Annotated in this window: 13 protein-coding genes; 7 read left to right on the top strand and 6 right to left on the bottom strand. The window is 71.1% G+C overall.

Annotated elements, in window-relative coordinates; all coding sequences use genetic code 11:
- Positions 1-2: 2 nt before the first annotated feature.
- Both tal and tkt read right to left on the bottom strand, forming a co-directional pair.
- Entirely contained in the window at positions 3-1,121 is a 1,119-nt protein-coding gene (gene tal / locus ACSLTV_RS31585) for a transaldolase (protein WP_432139311.1), read from the bottom strand.
- Between the two features lie 34 nt (positions 1,122-1,155).
- Positions 1,156-3,261 carry a transketolase gene (gene tkt, locus ACSLTV_RS31580; RefSeq protein WP_432139312.1) on the bottom strand — a complete coding sequence of 702 codons (2,106 nt, stop codon included), beginning with the start codon at positions 3,259-3,261 and terminating at the stop codon, positions 1,156-1,158.
- Between the two features lie 349 nt (positions 3,262-3,610).
- Between tkt and ACSLTV_RS31575 the strand changes: the two genes are divergently transcribed.
- The 3 genes from ACSLTV_RS31575 to ACSLTV_RS31565 all read left to right on the top strand — a co-directional run bounded on the left by ACSLTV_RS31575 (position 3,611) and on the right by ACSLTV_RS31565 (position 6,168).
- Positions 3,611-4,564 (top strand): heme o synthase, encoded by a 954-nt coding sequence (locus ACSLTV_RS31575; protein WP_432139349.1) that lies wholly within the window; start codon positions 3,611-3,613, stop codon positions 4,562-4,564.
- Positions 4,565-4,645: 81 nt separating this feature from the next.
- On the top strand, positions 4,646-4,966 hold the full coding sequence (locus ACSLTV_RS31570) for a hypothetical protein (protein WP_432139313.1): 321 nt from the start codon (positions 4,646-4,648) through the stop codon (positions 4,964-4,966).
- Positions 4,967-5,061: 95 nt separating this feature from the next.
- On the top strand, positions 5,062-6,168 hold the full coding sequence (locus ACSLTV_RS31565) for an amidohydrolase family protein (RefSeq protein WP_432139314.1): 1,107 nt from the start codon (positions 5,062-5,064) through the stop codon (positions 6,166-6,168).
- Positions 6,169-6,190: 22 nt separating this feature from the next.
- Here ACSLTV_RS31565 and ACSLTV_RS31560 read toward each other — a convergent pair whose 3' ends face one another.
- The 4 genes from ACSLTV_RS31560 to ACSLTV_RS31545 are packed head-to-tail and all read right to left on the bottom strand — an operon-like array spanning position 6,191 to position 9,792.
- Entirely contained in the window at positions 6,191-7,210 is a 1,020-nt protein-coding gene (locus ACSLTV_RS31560; RefSeq protein WP_432139315.1) for a COX15/CtaA family protein, read from the bottom strand.
- A gap of 46 nt (positions 7,211-7,256) precedes the next feature.
- Positions 7,257-7,973, bottom strand: coding sequence for an ABC transporter permease (locus ACSLTV_RS31555; protein WP_432158747.1), 717 nt, complete (start codon positions 7,971-7,973; stop codon positions 7,257-7,259).
- Between the two features lie 50 nt (positions 7,974-8,023).
- Positions 8,024-8,947, bottom strand: coding sequence for an ABC transporter ATP-binding protein (locus tag ACSLTV_RS31550; RefSeq protein ID WP_432139316.1), 924 nt, complete (start codon positions 8,945-8,947; stop codon positions 8,024-8,026).
- Positions 8,948-9,003: 56 nt separating this feature from the next.
- Positions 9,004-9,792, bottom strand: coding sequence for an aminoglycoside N(3)-acetyltransferase (locus tag ACSLTV_RS31545; RefSeq protein WP_435613340.1), 789 nt, complete (start codon positions 9,790-9,792; stop codon positions 9,004-9,006).
- Between the two features lie 160 nt (positions 9,793-9,952).
- On the opposite strand from ACSLTV_RS31545, the gene ACSLTV_RS31540 reads away from it, so the two are divergent.
- The 4 genes from ACSLTV_RS31540 to ACSLTV_RS31525 are packed head-to-tail and all read left to right on the top strand — an operon-like array spanning position 9,953 to position 13,692.
- Positions 9,953-10,684, top strand: coding sequence for a helix-turn-helix transcriptional regulator (locus ACSLTV_RS31540; protein ID WP_432139318.1), 732 nt, complete (start codon positions 9,953-9,955; stop codon positions 10,682-10,684).
- Positions 10,681-12,102 (top strand): Fe-S cluster assembly protein SufB, encoded by a 1,422-nt coding sequence (sufB, locus tag ACSLTV_RS31535; RefSeq protein WP_432139319.1) that lies wholly within the window; start codon positions 10,681-10,683, stop codon positions 12,100-12,102. The genes ACSLTV_RS31540 and sufB overlap by 4 nt, the downstream gene beginning before the upstream one ends.
- Positions 12,103-12,160: 58 nt before the next feature.
- On the top strand, positions 12,161-13,378 hold the full coding sequence (gene sufD, locus ACSLTV_RS31530) for a Fe-S cluster assembly protein SufD (RefSeq protein WP_432139320.1): 1,218 nt from the start codon (positions 12,161-12,163) through the stop codon (positions 13,376-13,378).
- The gene (locus tag ACSLTV_RS31525; RefSeq protein WP_432139321.1) at positions 13,375-13,692 is read left to right on the top strand and encodes a non-heme iron oxygenase ferredoxin subunit; all 318 of its coding nucleotides are present in this window, start codon (positions 13,375-13,377) and stop codon (positions 13,690-13,692) included. The genes sufD and ACSLTV_RS31525 overlap by 4 nt, the downstream gene beginning before the upstream one ends.
- Positions 13,693-13,697 lie beyond the last annotated feature (5 nt).

The following is a 13,697-nucleotide window of genomic DNA, read 5'->3' as shown; positions in this document are numbered from 1 at the left end:
TGTCAGCCCTCCGAGGGGGCGAGGCGCTCCAGCTCCGCCTCGGTCGACTTCAGCAGGTCGTTCCAGGACGCCTCGAACTTCTCGACGCCCTCGTCCTCCAGGAGCTGCACCACGTCGTCGTACGCGATCCCGAGCTTCTCGACGGCGTCGAGGTCGGCGCGGGCCTGCTCGTAGGTGCCGGCGACGGTGTTCCCGGTGATCGAGCCGTGGTCCTCGGTGGCCAGCAGGGTCGCCTCCGGCATGGTGTTCACCGTGTTCGGCGCCACCAGGTCGTCGACGTACAGGGTGTCCTTGTACGCCGGGTCCTTCACGCCGGTGGAGGCCCACAGCGGGCGCTGCTTGTTGGCGCCCGCGGACTCCAGGGCCAGCCAGCGCTCGGAGCCGAACACCTCTTCGTACGCCTGGTAGGCGAGGCGCGCGTTGGCGAGGGCGGCCTTGCCGCGCGCCGCCTTCGCCTCGTCGGTGCCGAGCGCGTCCAGCCGCTTGTCGATCTCGGTGTCCACCCGGGACACGAAGAAGGACGCCACCGAGTGGATCAGCGACAGGTCCAGGCCCTTCTCCCTGGCCTTCTCCAGGCCGGCCAGGTAGGCGTCCATGACCTTGCGGTAGCGCTCCAGCGAGAAGATCAGGGTGACGTTGACGCTGATGCCGTTGCCGATCACCTCGGTGATCGCCGGCAGGCCCGCCTCGGTCGCCGGGATCTTGATCAGGGTGTTCGGGCGGTCCACCAGCCAGGCCAGCTGCCTGGCCTCGGCGACGGTGGCCCGGGTGTTGTGGGCCAGCCGCGGGTCGACCTCGATCGAGACCCGGCCGTCCTGGCCGCCGGTGGCGTCGAAGACCGGGCGCAGGATGTCGGCGGCGTCCCGGACGTCCGCCGTGGTGATCATGCGGACGGCTTCCTCGACGGTGACCCGGCGCGCGGCCAGGTCGGTGAGCTGCTGCTCGTAGCCGTCGCCGGACGAGATCGCCTTCTGGAAGATCGTCGGGTTGGTGGTGACGCCCACGACGTGCTGCTGGTCGATCAGCTCGGCGAGGTTGCCGGACGTGATCCGCTTGCGCGACAGGTCGTCCAGCCAGATCGCGACGCCTTCCTCGGAGAGGCGCTTGAGTGCGTCTGTCATGGAATTACATCTCCTACGTGTCGTATGGGGGGCGTCAGCGCTGTGCGGCCGCGAGGGCCGAAGCCGAATCGAGCGCGGCCCGGGCCTGGTCAGCCACGTTCTCGGCGGTGAAGCCGTACTCGCGGAAGAGCACCTTGCCGTCGGCGGAGGCGCCGAAGTGCTCCAGGGAGACGATGCGTCCGGCGTCGCCGACGTACTTGTGCCAGGTCAGACCGATACCGGCCTCCACCGCGACACGCGCCTTCACCGACGGGGGAAGGACGCTGTCCCGGTACCCCTGGTCCTGCTCCTCGAACCACTCCACGGACGGCATGGACACCACCCGCGTGGGGACGCCGTCGGCCTGGAGCCGCTCGCGCGCCTCGACGGCGACGTGCACCTCGGAACCGGTGGCGATCAGGATGACCTCGGGGTCGCCGCCGTCCGCCTCGAACAGCACGTAGCCGCCGCGCGCGGCGTCGTCGTTCGGCTCGTAGGTCGGCACGCCCTGGCGGGTGAGCGCCAGGCCGTGCGGTGCGCCCTTGCCGAACTCCTTGGTCCAGCGGCGCAGGATCTCGCGCCAGGCGATGGCGGTCTCGTTGGCGTCCGCCGGGCGGACCACGTTCAGACCGGGGATGGCGCGCAGCGAGGCCAGGTGCTCCACCGGCTGGTGGGTCGGGCCGTCCTCGCCGAGGCCGATGGAGTCGTGCGTCCACACGTACGTCACCGGCAGGTGCATCAGGGCCGACAGGCGCACGGCGTTGCGCATGTAGTCGGAGAAGACGAGGAAGGTGCCGCCGTAGATCCGGGTGTTGCCGTGCAGCGCGATGCCGTTCATCTCCGCGCCCATGGAGTGCTCGCGGATGCCGAAGTGGATCGTGCGGCCGTACGGGCTCGCCTCGGGCAGCGGGTTGCCCTCGGGCAGGAAGGACGACGTCTTGTCGATGGTGGTGTTGTTCGAGCCGGCCAGGTCGGCGGAGCCGCCCCACAGCTCGGGGATCACCGCGCCCAGCGCCTGCAGCACCTTGCCGGAGGCGGCGCGGGTGGCGACGCCCTTGCCGGGCTCGAAGACCGGGAGCTTCTCCTCCCAGCCCGCCGGCAGCTCACCGGCGCTGATCCGGTCGAAGTCGGCCGCGCGCTCGGGGTTCTCGTCCCGCCACAGCTGGAACTTCTTCTCCCACTCGGCCTTGGCCTGCGCGCCGCGCTCCAGGGCCTTGCGGGTGTGGGCGATGACCTCGTCGGCGACCTCGAAGGACTTCTCCGGGTCGAAGCCGAGGACGCGCTTGGTGGCCGCGACCTCGTCGTCGCCCAGTGCCGAGCCGTGCGCGGCCTCGGTGTTCTGCGCGTTCGGGGCGGGCCAGGCGATGATCGAGCGCATGGCGATGAAGGACGGCTTGTCCGTGACCTTCTTCGCCTCCTGGACCGCGTCGTAGATGGCGTGCGGGTCGAGGTCGCCGTCCGGCTTCGGGGCGACGCGCTGGACGTGCCAGCCGTAGGCCTCGTAGCGCTTGCAGACGTCCTCGGAGACGGCGGTCTCCGTGTCGCCCTCGATCGAGATGTGGTTGTCGTCCCACAGCAGGACCAGGTTGCCCAGCTTCTGGTGGCCGGCCAGCGAGGACGCCTCGGCGGCGATGCCCTCCTGGAGGCAGCCGTCACCGGCGACGGCGAACACGAAGTGGTCGAAGGGCGACTCCCCGGCCGGGGCCTCGGGGTCGAACAGGCCGCGCTCGTAGCGGGCGGCCATCGCCATGCCGACGGCGTTGGCGACACCCTGGCCCAGCGGACCGGTCGTCGTCTCCACGCCCACGGTGTGCCCGTACTCCGGGTGGCCCGGGGTCTTGGAGCCCCAGGTCCTGAAGGACTTCAGGTCGTCCAGCTCCAGGCCGAAGCCGGCCAGGTACAGCTGGGTGTAGAGGGTCAGGGACGAGTGGCCCGCGGACAGCACGAAGCGGTCGCGGGCGACCCAGTCGGCGTCCGCCGGGTCGTGCCGCATCACCTTCTGGAAGAGGGTGTAGGCGGCAGGCGCCAGGCTCATCGCCGTACCCGGATGGCCGTTGCCGACCTTCTGTACGGCATCGGCGGCCAGGACGCGGGCAGTGTCCACGGCCCGCTGGTCCAACTCGGTCCACTCGAGGTCTGTGGTGGTCGGCTTGGTGCTCACCCTGGGTCAGGGCTCCTCTCCACATGTCGAACGCCGGTGACGGGACGCCTACCGGCCGCTGTCGAGCCTACCCCCGTAGGACGTGCGTTTTTTCGAGCGATTCCACACTGCGGGACGCCTTTGTCATCCGCCTCCCCACCAGCCCGGAACCGCATTCGGCAACTGAATACGGACGCGCTCATCTGACCGCTCAATCGGGTCTTCGTTCGCACGTCGGAGCGGGTCCGCCAACACGACCCCACCCCCGCGAATGTCCGGGTCTGGGCAACGTCTAAAGTGGCGTGGTACGCGCGAGCCTCTCACCCGGAACTCACACAGGGGAGGGCTCGCTGGGATGTCTCTGTCAGGGGTGTGCGTGACGGCCGTCGAATCCCGTCCAGCGGGGGCGCTTGTGACGACCCGGCGCCCGAGCCACCGGCCGTTCGGGGCCCGTGTCAAGGCGTTCGTGGCGCTGACCAAGCCGCGGATCATCGAGCTGCTGCTGATCACCACCGTTCCGGTGATGTTCCTCGCCGAGCAGGGGGTGCCCGACCTCGGTCTGGTGCTGCTCACCTGCGTCGGCGGCTACCTCTCGGCGGGCGGCGCCAACGCGCTGAACATGTACATCGACCGCGACATCGACGCGCTGATGGACCGCACCTCGCAGCGTCCGCTGGTCACCGGCATGGTCAGCCCCCGCGAGTGCCTGGCCTTCGGCATCACCCTGGCGGTGGTCTCCACCCTGCTGTTCGGCCTCGCCGTCAACTGGCTGTCCGCCTGGCTCGCGCTCGGCGCGCTGCTGTTCTACGTCGTGGTCTACACGATGATCCTCAAGCGCCGCACGGCCCAGAACATCGTGTGGGGCGGCATCGCGGGCTGCATGCCGGTGCTGATCGGCTGGACCGCGGTGAAGGACTCCCTGTCCTGGGCGCCGGTCGTCCTCTTCCTGGTCATCTTCTTCTGGACACCGCCGCACTACTGGCCGCTGTCCATGAAGGTCAAGGACGACTACGCGCGCGTGGGCGTGCCGATGCTGCCCGTCCTGGCGTCCAACAAGGTGGTCGCCCGGCAGATCGTGATCTACAGCTGGGTGATGGTCGCGGTCTCCCTGCTGCTGACCCCGCTCGGCTACACCGGCTGGTTCTACACCGCCGTGGCGCTCGCGGCGGGCGGCTGGTGGCTGTGGGAGGCACACGCGCTGCAGAACCGGGCCAGGGCCGAGGTGACGGGCGGGAAACTGAAGGAGATGCGCCTGTTCCACTGGTCCATCACCTATGTGTCGCTGCTGTTCGTGGCGGTGGCCGTGGACCCCTTCCTCCGGTAGGCCCTCCCTCCGGTTCTCCCGGGGTGCCCTTCCTCCGGCAGGCCCTTCCTCCGCCTGCTACCGGCCGGTAGCATTCCGGTCATGGCAGACACGCAGCAGGTTGACGCGAAGGCCGAGCGCACCGCCGCCCGGCTCGCCAAGCACATCGGCGCCTTCTCCAAGGCCCACGGGGGCGCCGAGGGGCAGATCGCCTACATCGGCGAGCGCGGCGCCCGGATCGTCCTCGTCGGTGAGGACGGCGGCTGGGGCGACCTCGTCGCCCCCACGTACGAGATCGCCGAGAAGGCGGTCGAACAGGCCGGCATCACCCGCCACGAGGCCTTCGACGGAGAGTTCGCCGCCAAGGTGACGACCGGCCCGTACGAGTGGAAGCGCATGGCCGGCATCCAGGTCGGCGGCTGAGAAGCGCAACAACCGCCGATCATCCCATCACCGGAAGACCGGTTCACCCGTTAGGCCGTGCGGCACGTCCGCGCCGTCCGAACGGGGAGACCGGGATGATCGACACGCCGTCCCTCGTGGACCAGTACTGCCACGGCGTACTGAGGACCGAGCTGGGCCTCGGCACCTTCGAGGCCCAGCTGTCCCGCACCGAGGGCCCGCCCGCCCCCGGCACCACCCTCTTCGACACCCAGACCGGTTTCGCGGTACGCCGCTGGTGTCCCCCGCTGCTCGGTCTGGAGCCGCACTGCCCGCCCGCCCGCTATCTGGCCCGGCGCCGGGAACTCGGCGTCCTGGAGGCGGGCCGCCGACTGCTGCGCGGCTCCGGCATCACGACGTACCTGGTGGACACCGGCCTGCCCGGCGACCTCACCGGCCCCGACGAGATGGCCACCACGGCCGCCGCCCGGGCCCGGGAGGTCGTCCGCCTGGAGCTGCTCGCCGAACAGGTCGCCGACACCTCCGGCACCGTGGAGTCCTTCCTCGCCAACCTCGCCGAGTCGGTGCACGGCGCCGCCGGGCACGCCGTCGCGTTCACCTCGGTGGCGGGCGTGCGGCACGGCCTGGCACTGGCGCCGGAGCCGCCCGGCCCGGGGGAGGTGCGGGGCGCGGCCGGCCGCTGGCTGGCGGCCCGCCGGGTCGGCGGCGAGCTGACCGACCCCGTACTGCTGCGGCACCTGCTGTGGATCGCGGTCGCGTCGGGGCTGCCCCTGCAACTGCACGCGGGGCTCGCCGAGCCGGGCGCGCGCATCGACCGCACCGACCCGGTGCTGTTGACGGACTTCGTCCGGGCGACCGCAGGGCTGGGCACCGACCTCGTCCTGCTGCACGGCTACCCGTACCACCGTCACGCCGCCCACCTGGCCGGCGTCTTCCCGCACGTCTACGCCGACTCCGGCGCCGCCCTGGTGCGCACCGGCGCCCGCGCCGCGACCGTCCTCGCGGAGATCCTGGAGCTGGCACCCTTCGGCAAGATCCTCTTCTCCAGCGGGGCCGCCGGACTGCCCGAGCTGCACGTGGTCGGCGCCCGCCTCTTCCGGGAGGCCCTGGCGCGGGTGCTGGGCGGCTGGGTGGCCGAGGGCGCGTGGTCCCTGGCGGACGCCCAGCGTGTGGCGGGCATGGTGTCGGCGGGGAACGCCCGGCGGGTCTACGGGCTGACGTGACCCGTGCGGCGCAGGCGGGCGCTCACGCGCGCGTGGGCACCGCCGGCTCGGCCGACGGCCCCGGCACGTCGGGCAGTTCGCCGTCCTCCAGCGGCCGCTCGCGCAGCGCCAGCAGCACCCGCAGCACCCAGATCCACATCACGCACGAGCCGAACATGTGCGCCGCGACCAGCGCCTCCGGCAGGTCCGTGAAGTACTGGACATAGCCCAGCGCCCCCTGGCCCAGCAGGATCAGGAACAGCTCCCGCGTCCGGTCCAGCGGGCCCTTGGGCGCGTCCACCGCCTTCAGCACGAACCACAGGGCGAACGTGAGCGTGACCACGATCCAGGCCAGCACGGCGTGCAGCTTGGCCACCGTCTCCCAGTCCACCTGCATCCGGTCGACCTCGCTGGAGTCACCCGCGTGCGGGCCGGCGCCGGTGACGACGGTGCCCACCGCGAGCAGCAGCACCGTCGCGGCGACCAGGAACCACACCAGCTGGCGCACCGCCGGGCCGACCAGGGGCCGCGGGGCCGCGTCGCCCTCCCGGGTCCGCTGCCACATCACCGTCGCCACGGCGATCAGCGCCGAGGAGAGCAGGAAGTGCCCCGCGACCGTGTACGGGTTGAGGCCGACGAGGACCACGATGCCGCCGAGCACCGCGTTGCCCATGACCACCCAGAACTGCGCCCAGCCCAGCCGGGTCAGGTCGCGCCGGTACGGCTTCTGGGACCGGGCCGCGACGATCGCCCAGCCGACGGCCGCGCACAGCACGTACGTCAGCATGCGGTTGCCGAACTCGATGGCGCCGTGGAAGCCCATCTCGGTGGTCGCGGTGAGCGAGTCGTCGGTGCACTTCGGCCAGGTCGGGCAGCCGAGCCCGGAGCCGGTGAGGCGGACCGCGCCACCGGTGACCACGATGACCACGGACATGACGAGTGCGGCGAGGGCCGCCCGCCGGACCGTCCGGGGATGCGGGGTCCAGCGTTCGGCGACGAAGGCGAGCGGGTTGCGCACGGCGGCTGCGGCGTCGGCGCGGGTCACGTTTGGCACGCCGTCCATCGTAGGCCGCCGCTTGTGCACACTTTCACGAGGGTGGGCCACGGCCTCACTCCCAGCGGAAGAACCGGCCGGCCGCAGCGAGGCCCAGGACCGCCCACCCGGCGAGGATCCCCAGGTCGCCCCACGGCGTCCCGGCGCCGTCGCGCAGCACGTCCCGCAGGCCGTCCGAGAGCGCGGCGATGGGCAGCACGCCGAGGACGTCCTGCGCGGCGGAGGGGAACTCGTCCAGCGGCACGACGACCCCGCCGCCCACCAGGAGCAGCAGGAACACCAGGTTGGCGGCGCCCAGTGTGGCCTCGGCCCTCAGCGTGCCGGCCATCAGCAGACCGAGGCCGGAGAAGGCCGCCGTGCCGAGGAGCAGCAGCAGCGCGACGGCGAGCGGGTTGCCGTGCGGCGACCAGCCCAGCGCGAACGCGATGGCCGTGAGCAGGATCACCTGGAGGATCTCGGTGACCAGCACGGCCGCCGTCTTGGCCGTCATCAGTCCCCAGCGCGGCAGCGGTGAGGCGGCGAGCCGCTTCAGCACCCCGTAGCGGCGCTCGAAGCCGGTCGCGATGGCCTGGCCGGTGAACGCCGTCGACATCACCGCGAGCGCGAGGACGCCGGGGGTGAGGAAGTCGACGGCCTCGCCCTCGCCGGTGTCGACGACGTCCACCGAGCTGAACAGCACCAGCAGCAGCGCCGGGATGATCACCGTCAGCAGCAGCTGCTCGCCGTTGCGCAGCAGCATCCTGGTCTCCAGGGCCGCCTGCGCACCGATCATCCGGGGGAGCGGCGCCGCGCCGGGCTTCGGGGTGTAGGTGCCGGTGGCGGTCACGAGCGCAGCTCCTTGCCGGTCAGCTCGAGAAAGACGTCTTCGAGGGTGTGCCGTTCGACCGAGATGCGGTCCGGCATCACGCCGTGCTGGGCGCACCAGGAAGTGACGGTGGCCAGCAGCTGGGGGTCGACCTGGCCGGTGACCCGGTAGGAGCCCGGGGTCAGCTCGTCGGCCGAGGAGTCGGAGGGCAGCGCCTTGAGCAGGGAGCCGACGTCGAGTCCGGGGCGGCCGGTGAAGCGCAGGGTGTTCTCGGCGCCGCCGCGGCACAGCTGCTCGGGGGAGCCCTGGGCGATGACCTTGCCGGCGTCGATGATCGCCACGTCGTCGGCCAGCTGCTCGGCCTCGTCCATGTAGTGCGTGGTGAGGATGACCGAGACCCCGTCGTCGCGCAGGTCGCGCACCAGGTCCCAGGTGGCCCGGCGGGCCTGGGGGTCGAGCCCCGCGGTCGGTTCGTCCAGGAAGACCAGCTCCGGGCGGCCGACGACCGCCATCGCGAGGGCGAGGCGCTGCTGCTGGCCGCCGGAGAGCCGGCGGTAGGAGGTGCGGCCGCAGGAGCCGAGCCCCAGCCGTTCGACCAGGGCGTCCACGTCGAGCGGGTGGGCGTGCAGCTTCGCCATGTGGCGCAGCATCTCCTCGGCCCGGGCGCCCGAGTAGACGCCGCCGGACTGGAGCATCACGCCGATGCGGGGGTGCAGTTCGGCGGCCTGTCTCACCGGGTCGAGGCCGAGGACGCGGACCGTGCCGGAGTCGGGGCGGCGGTAACCCTCGCAGGTCTCGATCGTGGTCGTCTTGCCGGCGCCGTTGGGTCCGAGGACCGCGGTGACGCCCGCCCGGGCCGTCAGGTCGAGGCCGTCCACCGCGGTTTTCGTCCCGTACCGCTGCACCAGGGCCTGGACCTTGACGACAGGCTCAGTTCGCATGGCTCAAGAGTCTAGGTTCGCGGACGGGGGTCGCGGCGCGGGGGTGCGTGAACCGGTCACCGGGGGCGGTGCAGGGGCAGCCAGCGCTCGGCGTAGGCGACGGCGTCCGCGACCGTGAACAGCCGTACGTCGGCGGCGCCCGCCCTCCCGCGGGCGACCGGCCGGTCCCGTTCGAAGTCGTGGCCGAGCTCGTCGAACCGGTCGAAGCTGATCGACACCTCGGTGACCACCTCCCAGCCGCCGCCCGGGGCCGGGCGCCCGACCTCGGTGAGGGGGCCGTCGATGCGGTATTCGGCGAGGTGGAAGCTGGTGCAGCTGTCGTAGCCGGCGCCGAGCAGCAGCACCCGGGCGCCGAGCTGCTCCAGCCGGGCCAGCGGGCTGCGCTCGCCGAGCCGGCAGTCGGGCGCGTGGCCGTCGGTGATCTGCGCGGCACGCGGTCCGAGGGCGGCGAAGGAGGTGTGCGGGTGGGCGCTGCGCAGGGCGCCCGGCCAGGTCCGGACCGTCTCCGGGATCACGCCGACGCCTCGCGCCGGGGTGATCCGCGGGTCGTAGGCGGGCAGGGTGGCGCGGATGGTCTCCCACCACTGCTCGGGCACCGGCGGACGGCTCCACAGCGCGGGGTCGCTGAGGTCCGCCGACTGGGTCGGGACGACCAGGGTGCCGTCCGGGCCGAGGACGTCGAGCAGGGCCCGGACGACCGCCACGGGGCCGCCGCTGACCCAGCCGAGCGAACGGAGGGAGGAGTGGACGAGGAGGATCTCACCGGCCTCGACGCCCAGCGCGCGCAGCTCTGCGGCCAGGGAGCCCCGGGTGACGAGTGGGCCGGTCGGAGGCGGTGTGGGCATGGTCGGGAGTGTCCCGGACACGGCCGCGCGGCGCCACCCGTTTGATCGATCGGAGATCGTTTCCGCAGGTCGGATTAGGTATACCTAAGTGATGCAGGGCACCGTGGGGTGATCAGGGCGCGGCTTGCCCGCCTCCGAGGAATTACGCAACAATGGCGTTGTGAAAAACGTCGGCGCAGCTCCGCAGGAGGAACTGGCGACCGGGGAGCGGTCCACCCGCAACCGGGTCGCGCGGTCCGTCCTGGACCACGGCCCGTCGACCGTCGCCGAGCTGGCCGGGCGCCTCGGACTGACCCAGGCCGCCGTCCGCCGCCACCTGGACGCGCTGGTCGCCGACGAGATCGTCGAGGCGCGCGAGCAGCGGGTGTACGGCACGCGCACGCGCGGGCGCCCCGCCAAGGTCTTCGCGCTCACCGACTGCGGTCGTGACGCCTTCGACCAGTCGTACGACAAGCTCGCCGCGGACGCCCTGCGCTGGATCGCCGAGCAGGAGGGCGGCCAGGAGGCCGTCGCGGCCTTCGCCCGCGCCCGCGTCGCCGCGCAGGCGAGCGTGTACCGCAAGGCGATCGAGGGCGTGGCCCCCGACAAGCGCGCCGAGGCCCTGGCCAAGGCCCTGAGCGCCGACGGGTACGCTGCCACCGCACGCAGCGCACCCCTCCCGCGCAAGGGCGAGCAACTGTGCCAGCACCACTGCCCCGTCGCCCACGTCGCCGAGAAGTTCCCGCAGCTGTGCGAGGCGGAGACGGAATTCTTCGCCGAGCTGCTCGGTACTCATGTACAGCGGCTGGCGACCATCGCGCACGGCGACGGCGTCTGCACGACGTTCATCCCCGAGATTTCCCCGATTTCCACTGACGCATCTGCAAGCAAGGCCGGGAGGAACCCCGCATGACTCTCCCCACGGAGACTGCCCACCCCGAACTCGAGGGCCTGGGCAAGTACGAATACGGCTGGGCCGACTCCGACGCGGCCGGTGCAGCGGCGAAGCGCGGTCTGAGCGAGGCCGTCGTCCGTGACATCTCGGACAAGAAGTCCGAGCCGGAGTGGATGACGAAGCTGCGCCTCAAGGGCCTGCGGCTCTTCGAGAAGAAGCCCATGCCGAACTGGGGCTCGGACCTGTCGGGCATCGACTTCGACAACATCAAGTATTTCGTGCGCTCCACGGAGAAGCAGGCGGAGTCCTGGGAGGACCTTCCCGAGGACATCAAGAACACCTACGACAAGCTCGGCATCCCGGAGGCGGAGAAGCAGCGCCTGGTCGCCGGCGTCGCCGCGCAGTACGAGTCGGAGGTCGTCTACCACCAGATCCGCGAGGACCTGGAGGAGCAGGGCGTCATCTTCCTCGACACCGACACCGCGCTGAAGGAGCACCCGGAGCTCTTCAAGGAGTACTTCGGCACCGTCATCCCGGCCGGCGACAACAAGTTCGCCGCGCTGAACACGGCCGTGTGGTCCGGCGGCTCCTTCATCTACGTGCCGAAGGGCGTGCACGTCGAGATCCCGCTGCAGGCCTACTTCCGCATCAACACGGAGAACATGGGCCAGTTCGAGCGGACCCTGATCATCGTCGACGAAGGTGCCTACGTGCACTACGTCGAGGGCTGCACCGCCCCGATCTACAAGTCGGACTCGCTGCACTCCGCGGTCGTCGAGATCATCGTCAAGAAGAACGCCCGCTGCCGCTACACGACCATCCAGAACTGGTCGAACAACGTCTACAACCTGGTCACCAAGCGCGCCGTGGCCTACGAGGGCGCGACCATGGAGTGGGTCGACGGCAACATCGGCTCCAAGGTGACGATGAAGTACCCGGCCGTCTACCTGATGGGCGAGCACGCCAAGGGCGAGACGCTGTCCATCGCCTTCGCGGGCGAGGGCCAGCACCAGGACGCCGGCGCCAAGATGGTCCACATGGCCCCGAACACCTCGTCGAACATCGTCTCCAAGTCGGTGGCGCGCGGTGGCGGCCGCACCTCCTACCGTGGTCTGATCGAGATCGGTGAGGGCGCCCCGGGGTCCAAGTCCAACGTGCTGTGCGACGCACTGCTCGTCGACACCATCTCGCGGTCCGACACCTACCCGTACGTCGACGTCCGCGAGGACGACGTGTCCATGGGTCACGAGGCGACCGTCTCCAAGGTCTCCGAGGACCAGCTCTTCTACCTGATGAGCCGCGGTCTGAGCGAGGACGAGGCGATGGCGATGATCGTGCGCGGTTTCGTCGAGCCGATCGCGAAGGAACTGCCCATGGAGTACGCGCTGGAGCTCAACCGGCTGATCGAGCTGCAGATGGAAGGCGCGGTCGGCTGAGTCCGCCCCTCCCGTCGCCAGCACCCGCCTTACTCAGAAAGAGAGCACTACGACAGCCATGGCTGAGGCCCAGAACTCCCCCACGCTCGGCTCCGCTCGCGCGGGTGGACCCCCACCGGTGGGCTCCACCACCGCCGGGTCGATCGCGGTCGCCGCGGAGTCGACCGTCGTCTCGCGCATGAGCGCCCCGCCCTCCTTCGACGTCGCGGACTTCCCGGTCCCGCACGGCCGTGAGGAGGAGTGGCGGTTCACCCCGCTGGAGCGCCTGCGCGGCCTGCACGACGGCACCGCGACCGGCGGCGGTTCGATCAAGGCGGAGTTCTCCGCGCCCGACGGCGTCACCATCGAGACCGTCGGCCGCGACGACGCCCGGCTCGGCCGCACGGGCAAGCCGGTGGACCGGGTCGCGGCACAGGCGTACTCCTCCTTCGAGAAGGCCACGGTCGTCACCGTGCCCAAGGAGACGGTCCTGGACGAGCCCGTCCGGCTCGCCCTGCACGGCGAGGGCGGGGTGACCTACGGGCACACCGTCTTCGAGCTCGGCGCCTTCGCCGAGGCCACCGTCGTCATCGACCACACGGGCGACACCGTCCGCGCGGCCAACGTGGAGTACGTCGTCGGCGACGGAGCCAAGCTCACCGTCGTCACCGTCGTCGACTGGGACGACACCGCCGTCCACGTGGCCCAGCAGTCCGCCCTGGTCGGCCGGGACGCGGGCTTCAAGCACATCGTCGTCACCTTCGGCGGCGACCTGGTGCGCATCCACCCGCGCGTCACCTACGCGGGCCCCGGCGGCGAGGCGGAGCTGTTCGGCCTGTACTTCACCGATGCCGCCCAGCACCACGAGCACCGCCTGCTGGTCACCCACAACACCCCCCACTGCAAGTCCAACGTCGTCTACAAGGGCGCGCTCCAGGGCGAGGACGCGCACGCCGTGTGGATCGGTGACGTGCTGATCGAGGCCGCGGCCGAGGGCACCGACACCTACGAGATGAACCGCAACCTGGTGCTGACCGACGGCGCGCGCGTCGACTCGGTGCCGAACCTGGAGATCGAGACCGGTGAGATCGTCGGCGCCGGCCACGCCTCCGCCACCGGCCGCTTCGACGACGAGCAGCTCTTCTACCTGATGGCCCGCGGCATCCCGGAGCACGAGGCCCGCCGCCTCGTGGTCCGAGGCTTCTTCGCCGAGCTGGTCCAGCAGATCGGTGTCCAGGACATCGAGGAGCGCCTGCTCGCCAAGATCGAGGAGGAGCTGGAGGCGTCGGTCGCATGACCTTCGTACGAGCCTGCGGGCTGAGCGAGCTGGAGGAGGACACCCCGAAGCGGGTGGAACTCGACGGCACGCCCCTGTCCGTCGTGCGCACCGAGGGCGAGGTGTTCGCGATCCACGACATCTGCTCCCACGCGAACGTCTCCCTCTCCGAGGGCGAGGTCGACGACTGCCACATCGAGTGCTGGCTGCACGGCTCGCGCTTCGACCTCCGCTCCGGAAAGCCCGACAGTCTTCCGGCGACGCGTCCCGTCCCCGTATACCCCGTAAAGATCGAAGGGGACGACGTGCTCGTCTCCCTCTCCCAGGAGTCCTGAGGCAC

The sequence above is a fragment of the Streptomyces sp. bgisy159 genome, assembly GCF_965341775.1.
In the GTDB taxonomy this organism is placed as follows: Bacteria; Actinomycetota; Actinomycetes; order Streptomycetales; family Streptomycetaceae; genus Streptomyces.
This window is presented reverse-complemented; position numbering and strand designations above follow the sequence as displayed.